Genomic DNA, 25759 nt, shown 5'->3' on the forward strand with positions numbered 1-25759 from the left:
AGGTGACGATCGGCCGCCTGATCGTGCGAGGCTAGGCGACAGCACGGCGTGATCATCCACGGGGAAGGCACGATCTGGCCGCGAAACCCGCGTCACGTCGTCGGCCGGGGTGCGTCACACCGCTGCGAGCGCCGCGATGTTGTCAGGCACCGAAAGGCTGGGAGGCGGAAGACGTGGTTGACCGCAAGGAATGGTTGGTGACCTGCAGGGACGTGGCGGGCCGTCGCCGTGACCTCACGGTGTTCGTCAGCCAGGGCCATGTGGTGCTGGTCGCCCCGCCGGGAGAGACAGCAGTGCTGGCGCCGCTCGAGGTGGGCCGGCTGCGGGCGGCGCTGCGCGATGCGGTGGTGACCGCGTCCGAGCCGGCATGAGGCTCCGCCGTGCCACGGCCGACGACCTGGACACGGTCGGCGCACTGTTCGACGACGCCGTGCGGTGGCTGACGGAGCAGGGCCGCACGGGCCAGTGGGGCACGGAGCCGTTCTCTACGGTCCCGAAGCGGGTGGAGACCATGCGGCGATGGTTGGCCGGCGAGGCGTGGATCGCCGAAGTCGGGGCGAGAGCGGCGGGGTTTGCGGCATTCGGGGAGCCGCAGGCGCACATCCCGCCGAGCGACGTGCCGGAGCTGTACGTCTCGGGGCTGGTGGGCGCGAGATTCCCGGAAGCGCGCGGCGCGGGCCGGATGTTGCTCAAGCACGCGGAGACCCGAGCGGCCGAGCAGGGCGTCGAACGGGTCCGGGTGGACTGCTACGCCGGCGACGACCGAGCGTTGGTCGCGTTCTACGTCTCGGCGGGCTTCACTCCGACGGACACCTTCACGGTCGGCACGTGGCCGGGTCAGGTGTTGGAGCTGCGCCTGCGCTGACGGACCAGCGCCCACGACACGAACCCGACCCACACGAGGCCGGCGCAGCCGAGCACGATCCAACCGGCGCGCAGCACGGCGTCCTCCATGAGCGAAGCGCTCACGACGGCGCACGCGATCGCCAGCGCGCCGAAGCCCAAGTGGAACGGCCTGGCCCGGAACTCTCCCCACCTCGCCATGGTCGGCCATGCTGCCACGACCGCTTCCTACTCACGAGTAGGTAGTGGCATCATCGGGTCATGAGCCGATCGTCGCCGCTGGCCGGCAAGCGCATCCTGATCACCGGCGCGTCCTCCGGCATCGGCCGTGCGACGGCCTTCGCGGTCGCGGGGCTCGGCGCCGTTCCGCTGCTGGTGGCCCGGCGCGCCGATGAGCTGGCGCAGGTCAGGGACGGAATCGTGGCGCGCGGCGGCGAGGCCCACAGCTACCCGTGCGACCTGACCGATGCCGAATCCGTGGAGACGGTGCTCAAGCGGGTGCTGGCCGAGCAGCCGCGGGTGGACATGCTGGTCAACAACGCCGGCCGGTCCATCCGGCGCTCGCTGAACAGCTCGCGGGACCGTCATCACGACTTCGAGCGCACGATGGCGATCAACTACTTCGCGCCGGTGCGGCTGGTGCTCGGTCTGCTGCCGCACTTCCGGGACAACGGCGGCGGGCACGTGGTCAACATCTCGTCGATGGGCGTGCAGACGCGCACGCCGAGGTTCGCCGCGTACCTGGCGTCCAAGGCGGCGCTGGACGAGTTCAGCCAGGTCGCGGCGGCCGAGACGCTGCGCGACCGGATCACGTTCACCACCGTGCACATGCCGCTCGTGCGCACGCCGATGATCGGCCCGAGCCGGGTCTACGACCGGATGCCGGCCGCCACCCCGGAACAGGCCGCCCGGCTGGTCGTCCGCGCGCTGGTCAAACGGCCCAAGTCCGTGGACCTGCCGTTCGGTCTGCTCGCGGCCGCCAGCTACGCGGTCGCGCCGAAGTTGGTCGAGCGGGTGCTCAACGTCGCGTATCGCACCCGCTCGGTCTGAATCACGCCGCGCGCCACGATTCGCCGGTGCGGTTCACGTGCGTCGGCAGCCACGTGCCGGCGTCGCTGTTCAACGGCACCACCCGGCGGGCGTGCCAGTCGCGCTGGCACTGGTCGGAGCAGAAGAAGTCCGACGGAGAACTAGGCCGCTCCGCACCGCAGACGACACAGTGACCGGTCATCCCACCCACCTCCCGGGTCGACGTCCACCATGGACGCTAAATCGGCAAGAGGACGGCCGTGTTTCGGGATTGTGTCGACTCGACACCCGAAAAGGCCCACGATTTCACGCTCCCGGCGGATAGGTGGGGACGGCGGCGGGGCGAGGAAGGGTGGCGGCCGGCAGATGGGTAGCGGCATCGGCGGTGTGCCAGGAGGCGACAAGGGCCGCGGGCGGCGGGTGTGGCGGAGGTTGGGTGGCCGAGAAACCTGCGCCGCCGGCTGAAGCCGGCGACCACCCTCATAGCCAGGCCCACGTGAGTGGCTCACGTGCATCCTGGGGCGAAAGTGAGCCACTCAGGTGCGGGAAGGAGGGCGTGGCGAGGTGGGCCGTGTTCAGCGGCGGCGGCTGGTTCCGAAGATTCCTCGGGTGATCTCCCGCCCCAGCGCCGATCCCGCCGACCTCAGGAACGACTTCACGGCGGGGTTGCCGAGGACCTGGCCGATGAGGCCGGGGTCGTCGGACTCCTTGCGGCGCGCGGGGGCTTCGGGTTCCGGGCCTCCGGGTTCCGGCGCATCGGAGGGCGGGGCGACCTTGGCCAGGAGCATCTCGTACGCGGACTCGCGGTCGACGGACTGCCCGTATTTGCCGTAGAGGGAAGAGGAAGCGGCAGCCTGTTTGACGGCGTCGACGCCGATGGAGGCCATGAGGGAACGCGGCGGGCGAAGGCGGGTCCAAGCGACAGGAGTGGGAGCGCCCTGCTCGGACAGGACGGTGACGACGGCCTCGCCGATGCCGAGGGTGGTGAGGGCCTTCCCGAGGTCGTAGTGAGGCGTCGTGGGATAGGTCTTGACGGTCTGGGCCAACGCCTTCTGGTCGTCGGGGGTGAACGCGCGAAGGGCATGCTGGACGCGAGCGCCCAGTTGGGACAGCACGGAGTTGGGAACGTCGGTGGGCAGCTGGGTGCAGAAGAACACGCCGACGCCCTTGGAACGAATGAGCTTCACCGTCTGGACGATCTGCTCGAGGAAGGCCTTGGAGGCGCCGGCGAAGAGCAGGTGGGCCTCGTCGAAGAAGAAGACCAGCTTCGGCTGGTCGAGATCGCCTTCCTCGGGCAGCTGGTGGAACAGCTGCGCCAGCAGCCACATCAGGAACGTGGAGAACAGGGCGGGGTTGCCTTGGAGCTCGGCGAGCTCCAGCAGGCTGATGACGCCGCGGTCCCCGTCGACGCGCATGAGGTCGGCGGGATCGAGGGAAGGTTCACCGAAAAAGGTGTCGCCGCCGTTGGCTTCGAGGTTGAGCAGGGCCCGAAGGATCACCCCGGCGGTGGCGGAGGAAACGCCGCCGAGGCCCTTGAGGTCCTCCTTGCCCTCGTCGCCGGTGAGGTGCTGGATGACGGAGCGAAGGTCCTTGGTGTCCAGCAGCGGCAGCCCACGCGAGTCGGCCCAGTGGAAGATGAGCCCCAGGGTGGACTCCTGGGTGTCGTTCAACCCCAGCACCTTCGACAGCAGGATCGGTCCGAAGCTGGTGATCGTCGCCCGCACCGGAACGGCGCTGCCGCCCTCCCCCAGCGACAGGAACTGCACGGGGAAGCCCGCGGCCTGCCAGTCGTCGCCGGTCTCGGCGGCCCGCTTGGACACCTTGTCCCCGCCGGCGCCGGGCCGGGACAGGCCCGACAGGTCCCCCTTCACGTCGGCCATCACGACGGGAACGCCGGCGGCCGAGAGCTGTTCGGCCATGAGCTGCAGGGTCTTGGTCTTGCCGGTGCCGGTCGCGCCGGCGATCAGGCCGTGCCGGTTCAGGGTCGCCAGCGGCAGCCGAACCCGGGCCTCGGCGCGGACATTCCCGTCGACCACGGCCGAGCCGAGCTCCAACGCACCGCCCTCGGTGGCGTAACCGGCGGTGATCTCCTCGAAAGCGTCCACCCCGACCTCCAGATAGCCCGAACGGCATCAGAGACACTAGTACTGCAACGGCACTTGTGTGAGTTGTAGTGGATCATGTTCGTCGTGGTGATTGACGTTGCGGTCGCAGAGCTGGACCGGGTGCACGCGCGGATCAGTGCTCGGTTCACCCGGTCTGAACCGCGTGCTCGGTCTCGGGAGTACCTGCTCGGACTGACCGCGGGACTGGAGCGGAAGAACGGCTGGACGTTGGCCGAACGCGCAGGCCAGACCAGCCCGGACGGTATGCAACGACTGCTGCGGCGGGCGGACTGGGATGTCGACGGCGTCCGTGACGACCTGCGGGACTACGTCGCGGAGCAGTTGGGCGAGCGCGACGGCGTGTTGATCGTGGACGACACCGGGTTCCTGAAGAAGGGGACCCGGTCGGCCGGGGTGCAGCGGCAGTACTCGGGCACTGCCGGGCGGACGGAGAACTGCCAGGTCGGCGTGTTCCTGGCCTATGCCTCGACCCGTGGTCACGCGTTGATCGACCGCGAGCTGTACCTGCCGGAGTCCTGGACGAGTGACCGGGATCGATGTCGTGCCGCCGACGTGCCCGACGAGGTCGAGTTCGTGACCAAGCCTCGGCAGGCCATGGCGATGATCGACCGCGCGGTCGCCGCCGGCGTGCCGTTCGGCTGGGTGACCGCCGACGAGGCGTACGGGCAGGTCAAGTACCTGCGGGTCTGGCTCGAGCAGCACGATCTTCCGCACGTGTTGGCCACCAAGGTCAACGACACCCTGGTTACCACGACGATGCGCCAAGCCCGTGCCGACGAACTGGTCGCCGCGGTGCCGGCGCGGGCCTGGCGCCGGTTGTCGGTGGGAGCTGGGGCGCATGGGCCGCGCGAGTACGAATGGGCTCGGGTGCCGTTGCGGGTGCTGTGGGCGCCGGGTCGTGGGCATTGGCTGCTGGCGCGACGGTCGATCACTGACCCGACCGACATCGCATACTACGTCTGCTACGGGCCCCGTCGGTGCACGGTTGTGGACCTGGCATGGATCGCGGGGGCGCGGTGGCGGATCGAGGAGTGCTTCCAGCAGGCCAAGAACGAAGCCGGGTTGGATCACTATCAGGTTCGTTCTTGGCGTGCCTGGTACGCGCACGTCACGCTGTCGATGCTTGCTCATGCCTGGCTCGCCGTCACGCGATCCCTTGTCGCAAAAGGGGAACGAGTGACCGCGACACGGGCATGATCGGCTTCACGTTACCGGAGGTGAGGCGACTGTTGATCAACCTGGTCTTCCGGACCGCAGCCAGCGTCGACCACGTCTGGTCCTGGTCGTGTTGGCGCCGGCGACGTCAACATCAAGCCCGTCTCAGCCACTACAAACGGCGCGGTTACCCACTGACCTAAGTGCCGTTGCAGTACTAGGCCGAACGGCCCGAAAGCGCGCGTTCAGACGAACACGGACCGTGGCGGGATAGGCTCCTACGGGTGACTGATCGTCTGGTGTGGATCGACTGCGAGATGACCGGGCTCGACCTGGGCAAAGACGCCCTGATAGAGATCGCCGCCCTGGTCACCGACGCAGAACTGAACGTGCTCGGAGACGGCGTCGACGTGGTGATCCACGCCGACGACGAAGCGCTCGACGCGATGCCGGACGTGGTGCGGGACATGCACGCCCACAGCGGCCTCACCGAGGAAGTGCGCCGCTCCACGACCACGCTCGAAGAGGCCGAGCAACTCGTGCTGGACTACATCCGGCAGTGGGTGCCCGACCCCCGCACCACACCGCTCGCCGGCAACAGCATCGCCACCGACCGCGGCTTCATCGCCCGCGACATGCCGACGCTGGACAGCCACCTGCACTACCGCATGGTCGACGTGTCCAGCATCAAGGAACTCTGCCGGCGCTGGTACCCGCGCATCTACTACGCGCAGCCGGCCAAGGGCCTCGCGCACCGGGCGCTGGCCGACATCCACGAGTCCATCCGCGAACTCGCCTACTACCGGGCCACGGCGTTCGTGCCGCAACCGGGCCCGACCAGCGAACAAGCGCAGGCCGCGGCGGCCGAGATCCTTCGCGCGGCGGGCCAGGGGTAACCCGTTTTTGAGCCTGAGCGCGCATGCGCTAGCCTTACGGAGGTCAACGCCGCCTAAGGCGAAGACCTCTGATGGTGGGTGTAGCTCAGTCGGTAGAGCACTGGGTTGTGGTCCCAGGTGTCGCGGGTTCGAATCCCGTCACTCACCCGCGCGAAATGGCCCGGCGATGCTATCGCCGGGCCATTTCTCTTGGTGTGCCTTGTGGGGGCCCGGCCCCCACGCCCCCACGCCGGGGCTGCGCCCCGGACCCCATCGCGTGTGTGATTCGCGTCGCGCCTTCGGCTTTATGAGCGCACCGGTAGGCGGACGCAGAAGCGGGTGTCGCCGGGTTCGGAGGAGACGGAGATCGCGCCGCCGTGGCGGCGGGCGACGATCTCGTGTGACAGGTACAGGCCGAGGCCGGTGCCGCGGCCGACGTCCTTGGTGGTGAAGAACGGCTGGAACAGCCGGGGCAGGGCGTCCGCGGGCACGCCGCAGCCGGTGTCCCGGAACTCCACCAGGAGGTCGTCGCCGACGCCGTCGGCGGTGATGGTCAGGGTGCCGCCGCCGGGCATCGCGTCCACGGCGTTGTCCACCAGGTTGGTCCACACCTGGTTCAACTCGCTCGGCCGGCCGCAGATCGTCGGCAGCCCGTCCCGGTAGTCCCGCACCACGCGGATCCCGGACAGCTTGGACACCAGCATGGTCAGGGTGGCCTCGATGCCCTCCACGACGTCCACCTCGTCCCGCTCGGAGGCGCGGTCCATGTCGCTGTACGCCTTGGTGGAGGCGATGAGGGTCGAGATCCGGGACGACGCGCCGACAACCTCGGCGACGGTGGCGTGCCCGCGCAGCGAACCGGCGACGACCTCCACGGCGGGGCCGACGACGTCGGGCCGGAGCTGGGCGGCGAGCGCGTCGAGGTCGGCGACGCGCAGGCCGCACTCGACGAGGTCGTCGGCGAGGGAACCGGAGTCGATGCCCCGATCCTCCAGCCAGTCGGTGACCTCGTCCATGGCGTCCATCGCGTCGAGCGGATCGACGGCCCGCAGCGGCGCCCGGTTGCGGATCCCGTCGATGGTGGCGTTGACGGCGGCCAGTTCCTCCGGCTCGGCGCGGCGGCCGAGGCACGAGCAGTCCCTGAGCAGCTGTGGCATCAGGTCGGCCAGCTCGGACGCGGAGCGGGACACGGCGGCGGCCGGGTTGTTCAACTCGTGCGCGAGGCCGGCGGCCAGCGTGCCGAGGGCCTCCAGCGTGGCCCGCCGACGGACGGCGACCTCGGAGGCGTGGATACGCCAGGCCAGCACCGGCAGCAGCACCGTACAGACCTGCGGGCAGCGCACGAGCATCTCGAAGAACTGCGGCTTGGCATAGCGAAGGACCTCGGTGGGGCCTACGGCGACTGCGGTCGCCATGTAGTCGGCGTCGGCGAGCAGCGGCAGCTCCCCGGTGAACTCGTGCGCCGCCCGGGGTTTGCCGTCATGGTCGGTCTCGGCCCGCCCGACGACGGAGTTCGCGCGGCGCACGTGTCGGGTCAGGAACTGCTCCCGCCCGCTGGCGTCGCGAGCGCTGAACGCCAGCTCGCCGTCCACCAGCACGTAGAAGGCATCGGCCCGCTCGCCGTCGCGGAACAGCACGTCGCCGTCCGCCAGCGAATGCTGTGTGCCGGCCTGCGCGAGCCACGCCAGCTGCTCGCCGTCCAGCGCGGCGAACAGGGCGATCCCCCGCAACGTCTCGACGTCCATACGGTCCCCCTCCGGGCCCATGCGGCGAAGAACTGTGCTGACGCCCCGGCAAGGGGGCGGGGCGTCAGCACAGGGGGGGCGGTCACCCGCCCAGGATGGCGGCCACGGCGCGGAGCGGAATCCCCGCCCAGGACGGGCGATTCCTCGTCTCGTACGCGACCTCGTACACCGCCTTGTCCAACTCGTACGCGGTCAGCACGGACCGCGCCCGGGCCAGGTCCACTCCGGACTCCCGGCCGTAGCCGGCGCCGAACGCCTCGCGCACCCGGGAAAGCCAGCGCTCCAGCTGGTACCGGGACCACGCGTCGCCGACCTGGCTCGCGGCGTAGTCGAACGACCGCAGCATGCCGGCGACGTCGCGCAGCGGCGAGTGCACCGCCAGCCGGTCCTCGGCGGCCGGCTCGCCCTCGAAGTCGGTCAGCAGCCAGCCGTCGTCGGCCCGCAGCACCTGGCCCAGATGGAGATCTCCGTGCACACGCTGGGTCAGGACCTTCTCCCCGGCCGCGCCCGGCGCCCGGTACACGGCCCGGATCCGGTCGGCCTGCCTGGCCAGCGCCGGGGCGGCGACGATGGCCCGGTCGAGTCGGTCGGACAACACGTCCGCGAGCACCTCGGCGTCCATTGTGGACGTGCCGAGCCGGTCGGCCAGCGCGACGTGCACGTCGGCGACCGCGGCCCCGAGCAGCTCGACGTCCGCCACGAAGGCCGAGCCGTCGTCCACACCGGACACCAGGTTTCGCACCGCCTCGGTGGCCAGCAGCCAGCCGTCCCGCGACCCGGCCGCGAACTCGTGCAGCACCCCGAGCGTGATGGGCGCGCCGCGCAGCGTTCCCTCGATCGCGCCGAGCAGCCGCGGCACCCGCGCGCCGGTGATCGCCCGGTGCAGCTCCAGTTCCGGGTTGACCCCGGGGGCCAGCCGCCGGAACAGCTTGAGGATCGCCCGGTCCCCGAACACGACCGAGGTGTTGGACTGCTCGACCGCGAGCGGCCGGCCGGGAATCGGCTCGCAGCCGGTGATCCACGCGCCGGGCTCCGGACAGAACCCGATGCTGCCGGAGGTCTCGGCGCCGCCGATCATCGCCAGCAGCGAGCCCATCAGCCCGGAGTCCACGGTCGCGTCGTAGACCACACCGTCGGCGGCCGCCATGATCGCCGCCGACCCGATGTCGGACGGCAGCACCGTGCGCTGCCCCAGCGGCAGCTGGTAGAGCTCGGTGTCACCGTCCGGATAGGACACCTCGACGATCACGAGCGCGCCGCGGGCGGCGCAGTCCGTGGTCAGCTCGGCGGCCGAGACGATCTCGACCCGGTGCGGGTCCCGGCCCCCGCCGGCGAACCAGCGCCGACGGGGCAGCCACGAGACCAGGGCGTGTTCCAGCGGGCTCATCCGGCCCGGCGACTCGGGGTCCCAGTGCACGTGACCTCCCGATCAGGCGTACGGCCGGAGGGTGGCCAGCTCGTCGGCGTACTCCTCGTCCATCGCCGACAGGGTGGCGTAGGCGTGCGCCGCGGACGCCAGCGTCACGTGGTGGTGCCAGCCCCGGAAGCTGCGGCCCTCGAAGTGCCGCAGGCCGAAACCGTCGTTGAGCCGGGCCATGTCCTCCCCGGTGCGCCGGCGCAGCCGGGTCAGCGCGACCAGCTCCGGCAGCCGCACGTTGTGCATGTTGGTCAGCCACACCGAACTCGGCGCGATGCTGCCCGGCAACCACTCGGCGGCGATCCGCCGCATCCGCCGGTACGCCGCGTGCGGCGCCATCTGCACGACGTTCTCCGCGTTCGGAATCATCCCGAGGATCCACCGGGAGGTGCCGACCCGCCGGGTCGCCGGGTCGCGCCAGCTCATCGTCAGCTGGCCGCGACGGGCGGCGAGCATGGCCAGCTCGCCCGCGGTGAACCGGCGGCCGTTGACCGGCGGCACCGAGGTGTCCGCCGGAATCCGCACCAGGTAACGGAGTCCGCGCTGCTCGAGGCCGTCGATCAGGTCGGTCATGTCGGCGTGGCTGCTGGCGTCGATCACGATGGGCGCGGGAGCCAGCCCCCACTGCGTGATCATCTCGTCCACGGCGTCCAGCGCGCATGACCACATGGGACGGTGCCGTTCCTCTTCCGGCACATGGGTTCGGGCGCGGCGGACGTCGTCGTCGGACCAGGCCCGCGGCAGCAGCAGCCGCCAGTTCACCGGGCAGCTGGCCGACTCGTTGGCCATGAACACCGCGATGCCCAGCTGGCAGTTGATGGTGCGCCGCGCGGCCGGCACGTACTGCTTGGCCACGCCCACCGAGCTGTCGCCGTTCTTGGGGAAGACGGCCTCCTCCAACACCCACGCCTGGGGCGGCGAGGTGGCGGCGAACTGGGTGGCCAGGCTGCGCCGCACCGGCTCCCACAGCCACGGGCTCTGGTTGACGAACTGCTGCAGGCACTGGTCGGCGCGCCAGCCCAGCACGTGGTCGGAAATGCGGCGGATGGACTTGCGGCCCGGCACCTCGATCAGGCCACGCACGTACACCTCCGCCCAGCGCCGCTGGTCGGACCGGGGTAAGGAGGCGAACAGCCCCTGGCAGAACCAGGACAATCCACTCCCCGCGCGGCTGGTTTCCGGGTTCATCGTCTTCGTGATCGTGTGCATTTCTCCCCCACCATGACGAATAGTGAATTCTCACTGGATCGAGTGCGGTGCGACTGTTTCCCCCTTGGCGCCGTTTTCCCTCTCCGGCCCCCATGCCCCGTTCAGATACCTCAGGTGCGAGCAGATCGCGTCCGCGTGCGGCGCGTACCTGGTGCGGCTGTCCTGGAATGCCAGCCAGGACCTGTCGCTGTCCCTCTCCTTGGGCAGCCCGGCGGCCACCGCGCAGCGCACGGAGTCGGTGAACGCCCGCTCCTCGCGCCCGTGCATGCTCACGCTCGGCACGGCCAGCCGGATGTTCAGCTGCCAGGCCAACCGCTGGATGCAGTCGCTGCCCGCGGCGAGCAGCACCCGCACGCTGGGCGGCGCCCAGGCCGGCGCCACCGCCTCGGTCAGCGCGGCCGCGTCCAGCACGATCACCGCCGCCTCCACCCAGCACATCTCGCCGGCCGGGCGCTGGTACAGCAGGGCCGGGTAGCCGGCGTGGCTGGAACGGACGTCGGCCATCCAGTCCGCCCAGTGCTCGAAGGCCGTGCCCAGGTCGGACCGCGAGCCGCCGCGCAGCCGGTCGGCGAGCACCACCTCGGCGTCCAGCGGGCTCGTGGCCCGCGCCTGCAACCGGGTGGTGATCGCCTCCCGGCGCTGGTAGCCGTCGATCAGCTTGCTCAGGTAGACCGTGAACAGCAGGCCCTCGATCACGGCCAGCGACCATCCCGTCACACGGACGACTTCCTCGGCCCCGCTGGGCAGGCCGAACGCGACCAGCCAGCACGCCGCCGCAGTGGCGGCAAGCCACCCGCCGAGCAGCACCGTCAGACTCAACGGCACGCACAGGTCGAGCGCACGCTCGCGGCGCTGGTGCGGCAGCGCCGACGCACCCAGCAACAGAGCCCGGTAGGTCAGGCGCGCGGTCAACCGGGCCGCCCGTGACGACCGGTCCCGCGGGTTGACCACGGTCCGCAGCACGCTCAGCCCCGTGACGCCGCCCAACGCGATTCCGGTCAGCACGGCGATCAAGTCGACCACCACGGAAGCCCTCCCTGCCTCGTCGGGGCTCCAGCATGGGTCGGGCGGCGGCCGGGCGGGCAGACTCAGCTTGTGGTGGCACTGGCAATACCAGGCCAACGAATCAGACATAGAGGTCACGCCGCCGATCAGGCGAACGGTTCCCCACACCCGGGGGCCGGATAACCCATTTGGTATCCGAAGGTGTAGCAACCCGAGTGGGACATGCCGCTGGTGCGGGGATTTTGCGATAACCTGGTGTCGGGGGAGTTGACTTGGGGGTGACATGGTGTCGGCCGAGGGAGGCAATCGCCACATACTGGCTGCATTCCTGCGCAGCCGACGCGAACGGGTGACACCGGAATCCGTCGGCCTGCCGGCCGGACCACGCAGACGAACGGTCGGCCTCCGACGCGAGGAGGTCGCCGTTCTGGCCGGGCTGAGTCCGACTTGGTACACATATCTGGAACAGGGCCGAAACATCAGGCCGTCCGCCGAGGTGCTCGACAGCCTGGCCAGGGTGCTCAAGCTGTCCGAGGACGAGCGGCGCTACATGCACACCCTCGCCTACGGGCACACCAGCGTCGCGCCGGCCGAGCGCACCGAGCAGGAGGGCGTGGATCTGATCCGCGGTGTCGTCGCGACCACCGCGAACGGGGCGGAACCGGTGTACGCCCCCGACCGCTTCTGCGACGTCTACGCCTGGAACCAGGCGGCCGTGGAGTGGTACACGGACTTCGGAAAGATCCCTTACGAACAGCGGAACATGCTGCTGTGGATGCTGACCGATCCCCTGGCCCGGGAACGCTTCGTGGACTGGGAGTACGACGTCACCGATGTGATCGCCCGGTTCCGCTGGGTATCGGCGCCCTACCGCGGGCATCCGCGACTCGAGGCCATCATCGCGGCGGCGGAACAGGCCCATCCACGGTTCCGCGACTGGTGGCAGGATCACGACGTCCGAGTTCAGCGCAGCCGAACCCGACGTTTGCGCCACCCGGAACTCGGCGAACGCTCATGGCGAATCTCCGCACTATACCTCGCCGATTTTGACAACCTGATGATGGTCTTTCACCTTCCCACATGATGACAAGCAATCATCCCACCGCGGGCATTCCGTTAAATTAACGTTGACCGCGCGGCACTTGCCCGGTCAATGATTGACGAGGGGAGGATTCATCCGCACGCCATGGTCTCGACCGGCACTCGCGGGATGAGAACTCGAGTTGTCTGCCGCGGGTGCGTCACACGGATCCACGACAACGAGGGCGTAGGTCGGTCGCCACACGCCCCGCCACCGATTTTTCAAGCAGGTTGACACCTTTGGGGGGTAACAACGATGGCTTGGAACTTTGTCGGAAGAATCGAGCAGATCTCGCCTCTGCTCGCCGTGTGCGACCAGGACGACCCTGCCGTGGTCATCATGTCCGGCGCACCGGGAATCGGAATGAGCAGTCTGCTCGACCAGGTCGCGCGCCGGGCGACGCGAGGCACGAGAGCCCCGATCCGGCCGCACGCCAGGGCCGGCCACACCGCGTTCGGTCTGCTCGGCCCGCTCTTACCGGCCGGCTTCGGCGCCGGCACGCCACAGTGGACGGCCGTGTCCGAGGCGGCACGGCCGATCGTCGACCGGGTCGGCGGCGGGACCCACGGTGCCCGCCGCGGCAGCGGGTGGCCGGCCGCGGTCGCCCTGTCGGCACCGGCCGCCGGGCCGCAGCAACCGCCGAGTACCGGCGATCCGCGAGTCCTGGCGGTGGCCCGGTGAGCGCCATGGACGACCGTGCCATCGCCATCATCGGGATGAGCTGCCGGTTCCCCGGCGCTTCGTCCGTGCGGGAGTACTGGGACGTGCTGGTGGCGGGCCGGTGCACGATCGGCGAAGTGCCGCCGGAGCGGTTCGACGCGAAGGCGCTGCACCACCCCGATCCGCACCACGAAGGCACGATCGTCAGCACCAGCGGTGGTTTCCTGCCCGGGGTGGCGGACTTCGACGCCGACTTCTTCCGCCTCACGCCGCACGAGGCGGTCCGGATGGACCCGCAGCAGCGGCTGCTGCTGGAGTCGGCGTACGAAGCGATCGAGGACGCGGGTCTGCGGCTGGAGGACATCGCCGGCAGCAACACCGCCGTGTACACGGGTGTCGGCCTGATGTCGGAGTACTGGGACCTGCTGCGCGACTGCGGCATGACGGACCTGCACTCGTTCGTCGGCGCCGGCACGCACAGCACGGCGGCCGGTCGGCTCTCCCATGCGCTCGATCTGCGCGGGCCGAGCCTGTCGGTGGACGCGTCGTGCGCGACGGGGCTGACCGCGGTGCAGGTGGCGTGCGACGCGCTCCGCGCCAACGACATCGAGATGGCCGTGGTCGGCAGCGTGTCGCTGCAGCTGGCACCCGACTACTCGGTGGCGCTGTCGAAGGGCACGGTGATCTCGCCGACCGGGCGCTGCCGGTTCGGCGACACGGGAGCCGACGGCTACGTCCGCAGCGAGGGCGTGGCCACGCTGGTGTTCAAGCGGCTGACCGACGCCGTCGCGGCCGGGGACCGGATCCACGCCGTGATCGCGGGCATCGCCAGCAGCAACGACGGCCGCAGCGGCGGCTCGATGATCAGGCCGAGCGTGGTCGGCCAGGAGCGCGCGCTGCGCGCCGCGTACCGCGACGCGGGCATCAGCCCCGGCGACGTGGACTACGTGGAGGCGCACGGCACCGGCACGGTCACCGGCGACCAGATCGAGCTGAGCGCGCTCGGCGCCGTGCTCGGCGAGGGGCGGCCGGCGGGCAACCGCTGCCTGGTCGGCTCCGCGAAGTCCAACATCGGGCACGTGGAGGCCGCTGCCGGGCTGGCCGGCCTGATCAAGACCGTGCTGGCGCTGCGGCACGGCACCGTGCCGCAGACGCTCCATGTGGACAGTCCACTGCCGTTGATCGCGGACAAGAACCTGCCGCTGGAGCTGGCGACCTCACTCCGGCCCTGGCCGCGCACCGACCGCCGGGTCGCCGGCGTGAGCAACTTCGGCATCTCGGGCTCGAACACACACGTGGTGCTGGTCGCGCCGCCGGAACCGACACGGACCACGACCGCCGCGTGGCGGCGGCCGTACCTCGTGCCGCTGTCGGCGCGGGAGCCGAAGGCGCTGGAGCGGCTGGCCGAGTCGACCGCGAACCGCCTCGCCGACGGCCTCGACCTCCGGGACGTCGCGTTCAGCGCGGGCCTGCACCGGTCGCACCACCCGCACCGGCTCGCCGTCGTCGGTGACGACACCGCGGAGGTCTCACGGCTGCTCGGCGGCCGACCACGTGGCGGTCGGGCCGTCGAAGGCCCGCCGAAGGTGGTGTTCGTCTTCTCCGGGCAGGGATCCCATTGGGCGGGCATGGCTCGCGAGCTGCTCACCGAGCCGGTGTTCCGCGACCGGCTGCGGGAGTGCGACGCGGCGGTCCGCGCCGAGACCGGCTTCTCACCGTTGCGGCTGGTGGCCGCGGGACGGCTGCCGGTGGGGCCGTGCGAGGTGCAGTCGACGCTGTGGGCGGTGCAGGTGGCGCTGGCCGCGGCGTGGCGGCGCTGGGGCGTCGAGCCGGACGAGGTGATCGGCCAGAGCATGGGCGAAATCTCGGCGGCGACGGCGACCGGCGTGCTGTCCGTGGCCGAGGGTGCGGCGGTCGTCTGCCGGCGGGCGCGGCTGGTCGACAAGTTGCCGTCCGGCGGCGGCATGGCGATGGTGCGGCTGCCCGTGCTGGACGCGGCCGTTGAGATCGCCGAGTTCGCGGACCGCGTCGCCGTCGGCGTGGTCGCCGGCCGAACCAGTACTGTGCTGTCCGGCGACCGGGACGCGCTGGCGACCGTCGTCGACCGACTGCGGGCGGACGGCACCTTCGGCCAGCTGGTCGACGTGAACTACGCCTCGCACTCCCCGCACGTGGACCGGTTGCGACCGGCGCTGCTGGACCAGTTGGCCGGGCTGCGGCCGACCGCGGGTCGGGTGCCGCTGTGGTCGACGGTGACCGGCGAGCTCATCGACGGCTCCGAGATGGACGCCGAGTACTGGGCGGACAACCTGCGCCAGCCGGTGCTGCTGGCGCCGGCGATCCGCGCCGCGGCGGCGGTCGACCGGCCGACCGTCTTCCTGGAGATCGGCCCGCATCCGCTGCTGCTCAACGAGATCGAGGAGCTGCTGGCGGCCGACGGCCGGGACGGCGTCGCGATCGGGTCCCTCCGCCGGGACGAGCCCTCGTTGCGGTCGCTGCTGCGGTCGGCGGGCGAGGCGTACACGGCGGGTTGTGAGCTGGACTGGCGCGCCGTCAACGGCACGGGCCGCTACGTGGACCTTCCTGCCTATCCTTGGCAGCGCAAGACATTCTGGCCCACCGACGGCAACATCCAGACCGACACGGTCCTCACCTGGGACGGCTCGATGGCGGCCTCGGTGGAGGAGACTCTGGCCGGGGCGGCCGAGGAGCTGCTGGCGAGCGGCGGCTACGAGATCAGGCGCGTGCGGGTCGTGCGACCGCTGCCGGGAGACGCCTCGACGCTGGCGGCCCGGGTGACGCTGCGCGCGACCGGCAACGGCTGGTCGTTCGAACTGCACGGCGCGCGACCGTCGCCGGGGTCGACCCGGCGGTGGTGCGTGCACGCCACCGGCCTGCTCGCCAGGACGGCGGCACGCTTCACGCCGCCGGCCGAGCAGGCCACGCAGAACACCCGGCCGACACCGCACGACGTGGCCAGGCTCCTGGTGGACAACGTGGTCACGCTGTTGGAGCTGCCCAGGGAGGAGATCGACCTGAGCAGGCGCCTACCGGCGCTCGGCCTGGACTCGCTGCTGGCGGCGCGGTTGTGCACCGAGCTCAGCACCGAGCTCGGCGTCTCCGTGCCGGTGCGAACCGTGCTCAGCGGCGCCCCGCTCGGCGAGCTGGCGGAGCAGCTGAGCCTCCTGGTGGCCGGCCGCTGACGGACACGGAAAAGGGCCGCTCCCGACGGGAGCGGCCCTTTCCCATGCCTCGCGTCAGCCGGCGATCCCGGGCGGCCCGCAGGTCCTATCGGTCCCCTTTCTGGGTCAAGCCATGGATCAACAGACCTTGGGGTGAGGCATGTCGGGGACAATCGCCACGGCATCCTGCTTGCCACGACCGGGCGCGAGAAAATGCGCCCGGCGCGATAGTCACGCGACCGAACAGCCGAACCGGCCACGCCCCACGGCACTGGATTTCCTGACCGCGCGCCCGTTCGGCATCACAGTGCGTGGACTACTCTGAACGACGAGTAGCGAAAGGGGCCCACGGATCGGACGGCCGCGACAAAAGGAACAAATTCGCCGCATTCCGCGTACGAAGAGAGCAGATCCCACCGGAGTCGGTCGGCTCCCCGCCGGCACCGAAGGCGCACCGACGGTTGCGCCGTGAGTAGGTCGCGGTGCTGGGGTTTTCCGAGGACGAGCGGGCCCCCGTCCGGTGATCCGGTGGCTTCGGGGCGACGACGGCGGGCCGCCGCAACATCATGTGGCGGGCGTTCACCGAGCCGTCGCCCAGCGGACCGGCGCTCGTTTGCCGCGCCGTCCGGAGCACGGGATCAGGGCGGCGCATTCGGCGGTTCGCTATATGGCCGAAACAGTTTCGGCGCAGCGCGAATCTTTGATCCCCACCGGACATCGTTACATAGCGGTTGACCCGGTGTTTTGAAGTAGTTGATACTCGAACCATCGTCAGCGGCGACCAGGATCTGCTACCGCATGCCATTCCGCGCATTAGCGCACCGAATGCGGTGACACCGCCATCTCGAGTCGACGGCGATGGTGCTGGCTCCGCGGACGCGTCTGGTGGGGAGGACATGCGACCATGGTTCGGGGATTCATCGGGAGAACCGACCAGCTGAGGACCATTCGGGCCGCGTTGACGGCGCCGGTTCCGGCCTCGCTGGTGATCACGGGGGAACACGGGGCCGGGCGCAGCAGTCTGCTCGCCGCCGCGCTGAGCGGGATCGACCTGAGCGACACACTGCTTCTGCGGGTCACTCCGGCCGCATCTCCGCAACCGCTTTCCGCGCTGCGCGCGGTGTTGCCGGCGGACGTGCGGACCGCGGCGGAGGCGGTGCACGCCATCGCGGACCTGGCGGCCGGCAAGCGGCTCATCATCACCGTGGACGACGCCCATCTTGTCGACCACACCTCGATGTTCGTGCTCAGCGAGCTCAACCACGACAGCCGGACCACGCTGGTGGTGACCGAACCCCATGGCGCGAGCGGCTCGCCCGCGGCCGTGGATTTCGTGCGCTACCGGCACGACACGACGACGGTCCGGCTGGGCGCGCTGACCACGCACGAGGTCGCCGCGCTGGTCGGTGAGATGCTCGACGGCGAGATCCGGGTCGGCACGGCGACGGCCGCCGCACTGCACGCCGCCACCCGCGGCAACGCCGGGCTGCTGAGCCGACTCGTGTCGCAGGGCCTGCTCGACGCCCTGCAACAGCACCCGGAGGGCTGGCAACTGGCCGAGTTCCCGACGCCACGCGAGTGCCCGGCCGACGAGGAGCTCGCCGCGCGCTTGCTCCAGGCGCTGGAGGATGCCTGGCGGGCTGTCGCGCTCGGCCGGGTGGACATGCTGTGCCGGCTCGCGACGTGGGTGGGGCTCGGGCAGGAAGTGTTGTGCAGGTGGGCAATCGTGTTGCTGCTGCGCGGCCGGCCCGACGACAGCTGGCGCCTGCTGCAGTCGGCCGAGGGCGCGGTGGACTGCCGCCGACGGTTCGTCGAGGCGATCGTGCTCGCGTTCGGGCACGGCCATGGCGCCGACGCGGTGGCCGCGCTGCAAGCGGCGATCGCCGACAAACCCGACGAGCGCTCGATCGCGCACCTGGCGTGGTTCCAGTCCCTGACCGGCGACCGGGCCGCGGCAGCCGCGACGCTGGCGGCGCTCGCCGACCGCGTCGATCCCGAGGTTCGCCTCTTCGCGCACACCGCGCGGGCGTGCAACGCCGTCGCGATCGGCCACTACGTGGAAAGCGTCCCGGAACTGCGCCGGGCGTTGATCTGCGCCGACCTCCTCGCCGAGGAATTTCCGTGGCTGCCGGGCTACCTGACCGGCTGCCTCATCGACTCGCTGCTGCTCGGTGGCCGCATCGGGGAGGCGACCACTCTCGCCCGCGAGTTCCACGCGGCGGCGCGCAACTCGGGCTGGGCCGTCGCGGTCGCCCTCGGCACGTTGGCCGGGCGGCACGGTGGCCAGTCGCCCGCGGCGCCCCGAGTGGCCGCCGTGAGTCCGAGACGTGACGGCTGAGGGCGAGGCACGGGCTTCGAAGCGCCGGCATGACCGCGACCCGTGGCAGCGCCGGCGGCACTGGCTGGACCCGGTGCCGGCCGACTGGGCATGCGAAAGGGGCCGCTCCCGTCGGGAGCGGCCCCTTTCGCATGCCCGGCGTCAGTCCCGGCGGACGGCGAGCATGGTGATGTCGTCGAACTGGTCGGCCTGGCCGACGTGCCGGCCCAGGTGCGTGTCCATGATGTTCAGCAGCTGCTCGGGCGTGTCGCACGGGGTGCGGACGGCGTCGAGCATGCGCTCGTAGCCGAACAGGCCGCCGTTGGCGTCGCGGGCGTCGACCACACCGTCGGTGTAGACGAACAGGAAGTCGCCCGGGCCGAGCGTGGTGTGCCCCAGTGTGTAGGAGCTGTCGGCCAGTATGCCGACGGCCGGCCCGGTCGGCCGCAGCGTAGTGATCTCGCCGTCGGCGCGGACCAGCACCGGCGGGTTGTGCCCGCCGTTGATGTACAGCAGGGCCCCCGAGGTCGGGTCCAGCACGCCGAAGAACAGCGTGGCGAAGTAGCCCTGCCGCAGGTGGTTGCGGGCCATGTAGCGGTTGGTGCCGACGACGGACTGCACCAGCGGCCCGGCGCCGACCGACACCAGCGCCGGAAGCGCTCCGCCGGCCTCCACCTCGCTGTCCACCAGCACCTCGTGCACGATGTCGTCCTGCCACCAGCTGCCGGTGTGCTCGGCAGTGTGCCGCAGCAGCGTCCGGATCAGCGCCATGAACAGCGCCGCCCCGACTCCCTTGTCGCACACGTCGGCGACGAGGAACCCCAGTCGGCGGCCGTTGACCAGCTCGAAGCCGTCGTAGAAGTCGCCGGCGACCTCCTTGGCCGGGCGGAACCGCACCGCGAAGTCCCAGCCGTGCGCGGACGGCAGATGCTCGGGCAGGAAGCCGGCCTGGATCTCCCGAGCGATGCTCATGTCCCGCTCGTACTCGCGCAGGTTGGCCACCGCCGCCATGTCCTCCACGGCGATCGCCAGCTGCGATCTCTCCCAGCAGGTGGACAGCCGGCTGCGCAGCAGCGTGGGCAGGTACGGCGGCACCACCCAGTCGAAGCCGGCGCCGACGCACGCCTCCAGCGCGCCGTAGTCGTCCTGGGGGAACACCACGATCGTCGGGTTCAGCTCGTCGGCGGCGAACCGCTGCCCGAGTGTGGCCAGCCGGTGCAGCCCCAGCGAGGCCGACACCAGCACGATGTCCGGCGGTTCGGCCGAGGCCGCCACGGAGTGCTCCTGCCCGGGCACCGCATGGCGCACGGCGAATCCCGCCGCGCGCAGCGCCTCGTCCAGCTCCCGTGTCGCGGCGTGCTCCTCAGCCACCACCAGCGCGATCGTCGCCGCCATCCGTACCTCCGTCCGTGTCCCGGACCTCCCCGTCGGGTCGCCGCATCACCAGTGTGTTGACGTTGCGACCGTCCACATAGGCGTGATCGAGTCGGTCCAGTCCGTTCAGGGCGAGGTACAGCCCGAGGCCGCCCTCGCCGTCGTGCGCCACGCCGTTGGCCAGGCGCGGACCCGGGTCGTGGGAGTGGGGGTCGAACGGTGGCGCGTCGTCGGTGATGCGCACCCAGACGCAGTCGTCCTCGACCGCGCCCTCGATCTCGACCAGTCCCCCCCGGCCCCGGTAGCCGTGCTGGCCGATGTTGGTGGTGATCTCGTCGACGGCCAGCCGCAGCCAGTACGACCGGCGGGCGTCGAGTCCCCCGGATCCGGCGAGCGCGGCGACGAAGTCGGCCAGCCGCCGCCCCGCGCCCGCCTCGCCACCGCGCAGCGTCAGCCGGTGGCCGACCATCACCGCTCCGCGAGGTCCTGCATGACCAGACTGCGGTCGAACCCGGTCAGCCTGATCGTCTCCGCCACCTCGGGGGTGGCCCCGACGAGCACGATGTCCACGCCCCGGCCCAGCTTCTGGTGGGCGAACACCAGGCAGCGCAGGCCGGCCGATGACAGGTAGGTCAGGTCCTCGGCCAGCAGCACCAGCCGGCGCACCGGCTTCTCGGTCGCCTCGACGATGACCTCGTTGAGCGTCGGCGCCGAGCGCGAGTCCAGCTCGCCGGTGAGCCGGATGGTCACCACGCCGTCGTCGATGTGCACCTTCGTGTTGAAACTCATTCCCGCTCACTCCTCGACTCTGTCTGTCTTGCCACCAGCACGACCGTCGAGCGGGGCTCGACCCGGACGCGGTCGCCGGCGATCGGCGGCTCCTCGCCGGGCTGGTGGACGTCGTGCCCGTCGGGCTGGGCGGTGTCGGCGAACAGGTGCCACCGCATGCCGTCGGGCAGTGCCGGGAGCTCCAGCTCCCGCCCGTCCCAGTGCGCGTTGGCCGCCAGGTACACGCAGTCGTGCCCCTCCGGGCCGTGGCAGTAGAGCAGCGCGGCCAGCAGCCGCTGCCCCGGCGACCAGTCCGGCGTCCACGCCCGCTCCCCGTGCCAGCTGACCTCGGGGAACAGCCCGTCGCCCTGGTGGCCGCGCAGGTGCCACGGTCGGCGCAGCGCCGGATGAGCCCGGCGGAAGGCGATGGCCGCCCGGGTGAAGCGCAGCAGCCCGGCGTTGGTCTCGGCCAGGCTCCAGTCCACCCAGGACAGCTCGTTGTCCTGGCAGTAGGCGTTGTTGTTGCCGCGCTGGGTGCGGCCGAACTCGTCGCCGGCGACCAGCATCGGGATGCCGTGGCTGGTCAGCAGAAGCAGCAGCAGGTTGCGGACCTGCCGGTCCCGCAGCGCGAGCACGTGCTTGTCGTCGGTGTCGCCCTCGACACCGCAGTTCCACGAGTTGTTGTCGTTGTCGCCGTCGCGGTTGCCCTCGCCGTTGGCCTCGTTGTGCTTTCCGTTGTACGACACCAGGTCGCGCAGCGTGAAGCCGTCGTGGGCGGTGACGAAGTTGACCGACGCCGTCGGCGCGCGGCCGCGGTACAGGTCGGGCGAGCCGAGCAGCCGGGTGGCGAGTTCGCCCGCCACGCCGGCGTCCCCCTTGACGAACCGCCGCACGGTGTCCCGGAACTTGCCGTTCCACTCGGAGAAGCGGTGGTAGTTGGGGAAGCTGCCGACCTGGTACAGCCCGCCCGCGTCCCAGGCCTCGGCGATCAGCTTGCAGTCGCGCAGCACCGGGTCCGCGGCCAGGCTCTCCAGCAGCGGCGGGTTCGGGATCGGCGCGCCGTCGGGCGCGCGGGCCAGGATCGCCGCCAGGTCGAAGCGGAAACCGTCCACATGGAACTGTGAGGCCCAGTGCCGCAGGCAGTCCAGCACAAAGCCGCGCACGATGGGATGGTTGCAGTTCAACGTGTTGCCGGTGCCGCTGAAGTTGTAGTAGTAGCCGTCCGGCGTGAGCATGTAGTAGACGCTGTTGTCCAGGCCGCGGAAGGACAGCGTCGGCCCCCGCTCGTTGCCCTCCGCGGTGTGGTTGAACACCACGTCCAGGATGACCTCGATGCCGGCCCGGTGCAGCTGCTTGACCATGTTCTTGAACTCGTCGGCCTGCATGCCCAGCCGCCCGGTCGCGGCCAGCCCGGCCTTCGGCGCGAAGAAGCCGATCGTGCTGTAGCCCCAGTAGTTGTGCAGCGGCTTGCCGGTGTTCGGGTCGACGCGCTCGTTGTCCAGCTCGTCGTACTCGAACACCGGCATCAGCTCGATCGCGTTCACGCCGAGCGACTTCAGGTACGGGATCTTGTCCACCAGGCCGGCGAACGTGCCCGGCTGGTCCACATTGGACGACGGATGCCGGGTGAAGCCGCGCACGTGCGCCTCGTAGATCACCAGGTCCTCGCTGGGCAGCCGCAGCTGCCGGTCGTCCTCCCAGTCGAAGTCGTCCAGCGCCACCCCGGACCGCAGCGGCCGACGCTGCCCGCCCCAGGAATCCCGGCCGTGCACCAGGGTCGCGTACGGGTCGAGCAGCACCTGCCGGCGGTCGAACCGATGCCCCCGGTCCGGATCGAACGGCCCGTCCGCGCGGTAGCCGTACTCCACGGTCTCGGCGTCCAGGCCGAACACCGTCATCGAGTACACCGCCCCCACCACGAACTCCGGCGGGAAGTCCAGCTCCGCCAGCGGTTCGTCCTCGCCGCGGCGGAACAGCACCAGCGTCATGCGGGTGGCGCCCGCGGAGTACACGGAGAAGTTCACGCCGCCGGGCACGCGGGACGCGCCGAACGGCAGTGGCCGTCCGGCGCGCACCCCGAAGCCGGCGATGCGGTGGGTCGGGAACGCGTCCAGCCGTTCCGGGGACCGACTCATGCGGCCAGGACCTCCACACCCTCGTCGACGGAATCGGCCACGGTGAAGAAGGCCAGGAACCCGGTCGCGGCCATCACCGCGCGCACCTCGTCGGAGATGCCGGACACCATGACCCGCGTGCCCATCTGCTGGCACAGCCGATACACCAGCAGCAGCACCCGCAGGCCGGCGCTGGACATGTAGGTGGTGCGACTCAGGTCGAGCAGCACCATGCCGTGCACCGGCACCAGCTCGTCCAGGCCCTGCTGGACCTTCGGCGCCGTCGTGCTGTCCAGCTCCCCGTTCAGCGCGATCACGGTGACCGGGCCGCGCATCTGCTTCTCCAGTTCCATGTCCACCCCTCCAGCCGCAGCGCCGCCACGGCGCTATCGGTTCTCCAACGGAGACAAGTGCGCCCGCACCACGAGGTCCTGTGTGGTGTCGGGCAGGGACACCGTCATCGCCACCGGGTCGAACTCCCCGTACGGCCGGCCGTCCACCTCGACCCACTCCAGCCGCACCCGCCCGGGCGGCAGCGCGTCCGGCGCCACCCGCAGCACCCGGTCGGAGAAACCGTCGGGCCGCGGCTTGAACCACAGCGTCAGCGGCTGGTCGTGCAGCAGCAGCCGGCCGTACACGGTGGCCAGGAAACACAGTTCGGACGCGTGGTACATGCTCATCGAGTGGCTGCCCTTCAGCCGCTCGGTGCCGAGCAGGTACGGGGTCCCGTTGGCCAGCACGTTGAAGTACACGCCGCCCTCGTCGTGGTCGAGGAAGTAGGCGTTGTAGAACGACGACGCCTCCCGGGCCTGGCGCAGGAACTCCTCGTCCCCGGTGTTGCCGGCCAGGATCATGTAGGCCAGGATCGCCTGCTCCTGCTGCCACCACGCCTTGCGGTCGTGCCAGCTGAAGCGCGGGACCTGCTCGCCGTCGCGGATCGTCCGCTCCACCACGTCGTACCAGCCGCCGCGGCGGGTGTCGCTGCCGACCGCCGGCATGGACCGGCCGATCTGCTCGGCCAGCCTCCGGTAGGACTCCTTGGGGCGGATGGCGTTCATCCGCATCAGGTTCCAGGCGATCTTGAGGTTGTGCCCGACAACGGCCCGGTCCTGCTGCCAGCCCCACTCCCGGTCCGGCGACCAGTCGGCGTGGAACCGCTCCTGCACGAAGGGACTGTCCGGATCCGGGAAGTGCTCCGTGATCAGGTCGAACGTCTCCTCCAGCATGTCGGCGTGCCGCTTGTCGCCGGTGGCCAGGAAAAGGTTGATCAGGTACGCCGGGGCGTGGTCGCCGACCGAGTTCCAGTTCTTGCGGGACCGGTTGTGCCCCAGCGACTGGTGGTGCGGGCTGAGCAGGATCGGGTCCACGTGGGAGAAGTAGCCGCCGCGCTCCGGGTCGTGGAAGAACTTGTGGAACAGCCGGAGCGTGCCGTCGATGTCCTCGGCGATGCGCGGGTCGCCGGTGACCCGGTAGGCCTGGGTCGGCCCGACCAGCGCGTAGATCTGCTCGTAGGCCGGCAGGGCGTCGTAGTCGTCGCCGAACTCGGAGGTGAACAACTTCGTCTCCACGCCGTCGCGCACGTCGATGCCGTGGTACCAGTAGACGACGTCCTCGTCCCGGTCCACGAAGCGCATGTGCGCCCGCAGGTACTCGGTGCCGCGCTCGGCGACGCCGAGGAAGTCCTCGTTGCCGGTGAGCATGTACGCCGACGCCATGCCGTAGACCAGCCGGGAGATGGTGTCGGTCTCCTGCACGTGGTGGTCGCTCTTGTCACCGCCCAGCCGCAGCATCGTGCGGTAGTCGGCGTAGTCCACCGGGTTCTTCCGGCCGAACTGGGCGCGCCGGTAGAAGCGGGCCAGCTCGTCCAGCTGCTCGGCCCACCACCCCTGCTCCTCGAAGTTGTACTCGCCGGGCCGGCGGCCGAGGAAGGTCAGGTGCTTGGCCTCGAACCGCCCGCCCGGGTAGAACGTGCCCTGCACGAACAGATGCCGACCCGGCACCAGCAGGTCCGGCACGTGCGCGGTGGCGTCGATCGCCGGCCCGCCCAGGTTGCGCAGGAACTCGGCGTCGGTCAGGGCGCTGACGTCGGCCCGCAGCGGGCGGCCGTCACTGGTTTTCAGGTCCAGCACGGCCCGCTCCGGGTCGTAACCGGTGACGTAGCCGGCGACCGTGTCGGAGAAGGTGAAGTCCAGCTCAGCGGACATGACGCACTCCTTGCAGTGCCGGCCTCGGCGTGCGCTCCCACGTCCGGCGGTGGTCGGTGCGCGCGACGACGAGGTCGATCAGCGTCCGGGCGAACAGGTGGCAGTGGCCGGCGGTGCGGCCGGTGATCAGGTCGTCGTCCACGACGACGTCCTGGTCGGTGTAGCGGGCGCCCATGTTGCGGACGTCCCCGACGAGGTTGTTGTGGCAGGTGACCCGCCGGTCGCGGACCACCTCCGGGATCGGCGACGCCAGCCACATGCCGTGGCAGATGATCCCCTTCATGATGCTCGGCACGGCGAACGCGCGGCGCAGCAGCCGCACCGCCGGCGCCAGCTCGTGCACGTCCTCGCTGTAGCGCAACCGGTCCGACACCATGCCGCCGGGCACGATCAGCGCGTCGTAGCTGCTGAGGCGCTCGTCGTCGACCGCCTCCAGATCGCCGCTGACCGACATCGGCGCCTGGTACTCGTGGCCGTAGAAGGTGATCGCCTCCTGCCCCCACAGTCGGGTGAGCAGGTCGACCCGCGCCCCTTCCTCCGCGAACCGCCGTTCGTAGTAGGCGATTTCCGGCTCCACGTAGTCGCTCTCCATCAGGATCGCGATGTTCCGGCCGACCAGCCGCCCGGTGTCGGCGACGGGTACCGAGATCGTCAC

The 25759-nt window shown here is 70.6% G+C and carries 23 protein-coding genes and 1 tRNA gene; 10 read left to right on the forward strand and 14 right to left on the reverse strand.

The features are described from left to right. The first annotated feature begins 173 nt into the window (after positions 1 to 173). Positions 174 to 371 (forward strand): hypothetical protein, encoded by a 198-nt coding sequence (locus BJ998_RS10475; RefSeq protein ID WP_043718205.1) that lies wholly within the window; start codon positions 174 to 176, stop codon positions 369 to 371. Next, complete coding sequence (locus BJ998_RS10480; protein WP_184860697.1) at positions 368 to 865, forward strand: GNAT family N-acetyltransferase; 498 nt, start codon at positions 368 to 370, stop codon at positions 863 to 865. The genes BJ998_RS10475 and BJ998_RS10480 overlap by 4 nt, the downstream gene beginning before the upstream one ends. On the opposite strand, the gene BJ998_RS10485 is transcribed toward BJ998_RS10480, so the two are convergent. After that, positions 838 to 1044 (reverse strand): hypothetical protein, encoded by a 207-nt coding sequence (locus BJ998_RS10485; RefSeq protein ID WP_184860699.1) that lies wholly within the window; start codon positions 1042 to 1044, stop codon positions 838 to 840. The genes BJ998_RS10480 and BJ998_RS10485 overlap by 28 nt on opposite strands. 60 nt (positions 1045 to 1104) lie before the next feature. Here BJ998_RS10485 and BJ998_RS10490 point away from each other — a divergent pair, with 60 nt between their 5' ends. Continuing rightward, complete coding sequence (locus BJ998_RS10490) at positions 1105 to 1893, forward strand: SDR family NAD(P)-dependent oxidoreductase (protein WP_184860701.1); 789 nt, start codon at positions 1105 to 1107, stop codon at positions 1891 to 1893. 1 nt (position 1894) lies between these two features. On the opposite strand, the gene BJ998_RS10495 is transcribed toward BJ998_RS10490, so the two are convergent. Further along, a complete protein-coding gene (locus tag BJ998_RS10495) occupies positions 1895 to 2074 on the reverse strand; it encodes a DUF2116 family Zn-ribbon domain-containing protein (protein WP_184860703.1) in 180 nt (59 codons plus the stop codon). A 373-nt stretch (positions 2075 to 2447) separates the two neighbouring features. After that, positions 2448 to 3977 (reverse strand): helicase HerA-like domain-containing protein, encoded by a 1530-nt coding sequence (locus BJ998_RS10500; RefSeq protein WP_184860705.1) that lies wholly within the window; start codon positions 3975 to 3977, stop codon positions 2448 to 2450. A gap of 84 nt (positions 3978 to 4061) precedes the next feature. Here BJ998_RS10500 and BJ998_RS10505 point away from each other — a divergent pair, with 84 nt between their 5' ends. The 3 genes from BJ998_RS10505 to BJ998_RS10515 all read left to right on the forward strand — a co-directional run bounded on the left by BJ998_RS10505 (position 4062) and on the right by BJ998_RS10515 (position 6196). Next, positions 4062 to 5195 carry an IS701 family transposase gene (locus BJ998_RS10505; RefSeq protein WP_184860707.1) on the forward strand — a complete coding sequence of 378 codons (1134 nt, stop codon included), beginning with the start codon at positions 4062 to 4064 and terminating at the stop codon, positions 5193 to 5195. 242 nt (positions 5196 to 5437) lie between these two features. Then, positions 5438 to 6049, forward strand: a complete 612-nt coding sequence (gene orn, locus BJ998_RS10510; RefSeq protein ID WP_184860709.1) for an oligoribonuclease — start codon at positions 5438 to 5440, stop codon at positions 6047 to 6049. 74 nt (positions 6050 to 6123) lie between these two features. Continuing rightward, positions 6124 to 6196: transfer RNA gene (locus tag BJ998_RS10515), tRNA-His, on the forward strand. Between the two features lie 137 nt (positions 6197 to 6333). On the opposite strand, the gene BJ998_RS10520 is transcribed toward BJ998_RS10515, so the two are convergent. The 4 genes from BJ998_RS10520 to BJ998_RS10535 form a co-directional block, all read right to left on the reverse strand. Continuing rightward, entirely contained in the window at positions 6334 to 7773 is a 1440-nt protein-coding gene (locus BJ998_RS10520) for an ATP-binding protein (protein WP_184860711.1), read from the reverse strand. Positions 7774 to 7855: 82 nt separating this feature from the next. Next, on the reverse strand, positions 7856 to 9190 hold the full coding sequence (locus tag BJ998_RS10525) for a maltokinase N-terminal cap-like domain-containing protein (RefSeq protein ID WP_184860713.1): 1335 nt from the start codon (positions 9188 to 9190) through the stop codon (positions 7856 to 7858). Between the two features lie 12 nt (positions 9191 to 9202). Continuing rightward, a complete protein-coding gene (locus BJ998_RS10530; protein WP_184860715.1) occupies positions 9203 to 10399 on the reverse strand; it encodes an IS701 family transposase in 1197 nt (398 codons plus the stop codon). A gap of 30 nt (positions 10400 to 10429) precedes the next feature. Then, positions 10430 to 11425, reverse strand: coding sequence for a hypothetical protein (locus BJ998_RS10535; RefSeq protein ID WP_184860717.1), 996 nt, complete (start codon positions 11423 to 11425; stop codon positions 10430 to 10432). A gap of 262 nt (positions 11426 to 11687) precedes the next feature. Here BJ998_RS10535 and BJ998_RS10540 point away from each other — a divergent pair, with 262 nt between their 5' ends. From BJ998_RS10540 to BJ998_RS10555, 4 genes are all read left to right on the forward strand, one after another. After that, positions 11688 to 12488, forward strand: a complete 801-nt coding sequence (locus BJ998_RS10540; RefSeq protein ID WP_184860718.1) for a helix-turn-helix transcriptional regulator — start codon at positions 11688 to 11690, stop codon at positions 12486 to 12488. Between the two features lie 360 nt (positions 12489 to 12848). Next, on the forward strand, positions 12849 to 13166 hold the full coding sequence (locus BJ998_RS10545) for a hypothetical protein (RefSeq protein WP_184860720.1): 318 nt from the start codon (positions 12849 to 12851) through the stop codon (positions 13164 to 13166). A 5-nt stretch (positions 13167 to 13171) separates the two neighbouring features. Further along, a complete protein-coding gene (locus tag BJ998_RS10550; RefSeq protein ID WP_184860722.1) occupies positions 13172 to 16348 on the forward strand; it encodes a type I polyketide synthase in 3177 nt (1058 codons plus the stop codon). 883 nt (positions 16349 to 17231) lie between these two features. After that, positions 17232 to 18665, forward strand: a complete 1434-nt coding sequence (locus BJ998_RS10555; protein WP_184860724.1) for a P-loop NTPase family protein — start codon at positions 17232 to 17234, stop codon at positions 18663 to 18665. A 141-nt stretch (positions 18666 to 18806) separates the two neighbouring features. Here the strand turns inward: BJ998_RS10555 and BJ998_RS10560 are convergent, their stop codons facing one another. The 7 genes from BJ998_RS10560 to BJ998_RS10590 are packed head-to-tail and all read right to left on the reverse strand — an operon-like array spanning position 18807 to position 25759. Further along, entirely contained in the window at positions 18807 to 20039 is a 1233-nt protein-coding gene (locus tag BJ998_RS10560; RefSeq protein WP_184860726.1) for a PP2C family protein-serine/threonine phosphatase, read from the reverse strand. After that, positions 20008 to 20487, reverse strand: coding sequence for an ATP-binding protein (locus BJ998_RS10565; protein ID WP_184860728.1), 480 nt, complete (start codon positions 20485 to 20487; stop codon positions 20008 to 20010). Before BJ998_RS10565 ends, BJ998_RS10560 begins: the two co-directional genes overlap by 32 nt. After that, entirely contained in the window at positions 20487 to 20807 is a 321-nt protein-coding gene (locus tag BJ998_RS10570; RefSeq protein ID WP_184860730.1) for an STAS domain-containing protein, read from the reverse strand. The genes BJ998_RS10565 and BJ998_RS10570 overlap by 1 nt, the downstream gene beginning before the upstream one ends. Continuing rightward, the gene (glgX, locus tag BJ998_RS10575; protein WP_184860732.1) at positions 20804 to 22921 is read right to left on the reverse strand and encodes a glycogen debranching protein GlgX; all 2118 of its coding nucleotides are present in this window, start codon (positions 22919 to 22921) and stop codon (positions 20804 to 20806) included. Before glgX ends, BJ998_RS10570 begins: the two co-directional genes overlap by 4 nt. Continuing rightward, positions 22918 to 23253 carry an STAS domain-containing protein gene (locus tag BJ998_RS10580; RefSeq protein WP_184860734.1) on the reverse strand — a complete coding sequence of 112 codons (336 nt, stop codon included), beginning with the start codon at positions 23251 to 23253 and terminating at the stop codon, positions 22918 to 22920. Before BJ998_RS10580 ends, glgX begins: the two co-directional genes overlap by 4 nt. Positions 23254 to 23286: 33 nt before the next feature. Then, the gene (locus BJ998_RS10585) at positions 23287 to 25104 is read right to left on the reverse strand and encodes an AGE family epimerase/isomerase (RefSeq protein WP_184860736.1); all 1818 of its coding nucleotides are present in this window, start codon (positions 25102 to 25104) and stop codon (positions 23287 to 23289) included. Next, positions 25094 to 25759 (reverse strand): DJ-1/PfpI family protein, encoded by a 666-nt coding sequence (locus BJ998_RS10590; RefSeq protein WP_312890035.1) that lies wholly within the window; start codon positions 25757 to 25759, stop codon positions 25094 to 25096. The genes BJ998_RS10585 and BJ998_RS10590 overlap by 11 nt, the downstream gene beginning before the upstream one ends.

The sequence above is a fragment of the Kutzneria kofuensis genome (assembly GCF_014203355.1).
Taxonomy (GTDB): domain Bacteria; phylum Actinomycetota; class Actinomycetes; order Mycobacteriales; family Pseudonocardiaceae; genus Kutzneria; species Kutzneria kofuensis.

What these genes read in the sequence shown, in the direction of transcription:
- BJ998_RS10480 (WP_184860697.1), top strand. Translation starts at nt 368, where the DNA reads ATGAGGCTCCGCCGTGCCACGGCCGACGACCTGGACACGGTCGGCGCA.
- BJ998_RS10490 (WP_184860701.1), top strand. Translation starts at nt 1,105, where the DNA reads ATGAGCCGATCGTCGCCGCTGGCCGGCAAGCGCATCCTGATCACCGGC.
- BJ998_RS10555 (WP_184860724.1), top strand. Translation starts at nt 17,232, where the DNA reads ATGGTTCGGGGATTCATCGGGAGAACCGACCAGCTGAGGACCATTCGG.
- BJ998_RS10495 (WP_184860703.1), bottom strand. Translation starts at nt 2,074, where the DNA reads ATGACCGGTCACTGTGTCGTCTGCGGTGCGGAGCGGCCTAGTTCTCCG.
- BJ998_RS10540 (WP_184860718.1), top strand. Translation starts at nt 11,688, where the DNA reads ATGGTGTCGGCCGAGGGAGGCAATCGCCACATACTGGCTGCATTCCTG.
- BJ998_RS10485 (WP_184860699.1), bottom strand. Translation starts at nt 1,044, where the DNA reads ATGGCGAGGTGGGGAGAGTTCCGGGCCAGGCCGTTCCACTTGGGCTTC.
- BJ998_RS10570 (WP_184860730.1), bottom strand. Translation starts at nt 20,807, where the DNA reads ATGAGTTTCAACACGAAGGTGCACATCGACGACGGCGTGGTGACCATC.
- BJ998_RS10530 (WP_184860715.1), bottom strand. Translation starts at nt 10,399, where the DNA reads ATGCACACGATCACGAAGACGATGAACCCGGAAACCAGCCGCGCGGGG.
- BJ998_RS10550 (WP_184860722.1), top strand. Translation starts at nt 13,172, where the DNA reads ATGGACGACCGTGCCATCGCCATCATCGGGATGAGCTGCCGGTTCCCC.
- BJ998_RS10545 (WP_184860720.1), top strand. Translation starts at nt 12,849, where the DNA reads ATGAGCAGTCTGCTCGACCAGGTCGCGCGCCGGGCGACGCGAGGCACG.
- BJ998_RS10520 (WP_184860711.1), bottom strand. Translation starts at nt 7,773, where the DNA reads ATGGACGTCGAGACGTTGCGGGGGATCGCCCTGTTCGCCGCGCTGGAC.
- glgX (WP_184860732.1), bottom strand. Translation starts at nt 22,921, where the DNA reads ATGAGTCGGTCCCCGGAACGGCTGGACGCGTTCCCGACCCACCGCATC.
- BJ998_RS10580 (WP_184860734.1), bottom strand. Translation starts at nt 23,253, where the DNA reads ATGGAACTGGAGAAGCAGATGCGCGGCCCGGTCACCGTGATCGCGCTG.
- BJ998_RS10560 (WP_184860726.1), bottom strand. Translation starts at nt 20,039, where the DNA reads ATGGCGGCGACGATCGCGCTGGTGGTGGCTGAGGAGCACGCCGCGACA.
- BJ998_RS10585 (WP_184860736.1), bottom strand. Translation starts at nt 25,104, where the DNA reads ATGTCCGCTGAGCTGGACTTCACCTTCTCCGACACGGTCGCCGGCTAC.
- BJ998_RS10565 (WP_184860728.1), bottom strand. Translation starts at nt 20,487, where the DNA reads ATGGTCGGCCACCGGCTGACGCTGCGCGGTGGCGAGGCGGGCGCGGGG.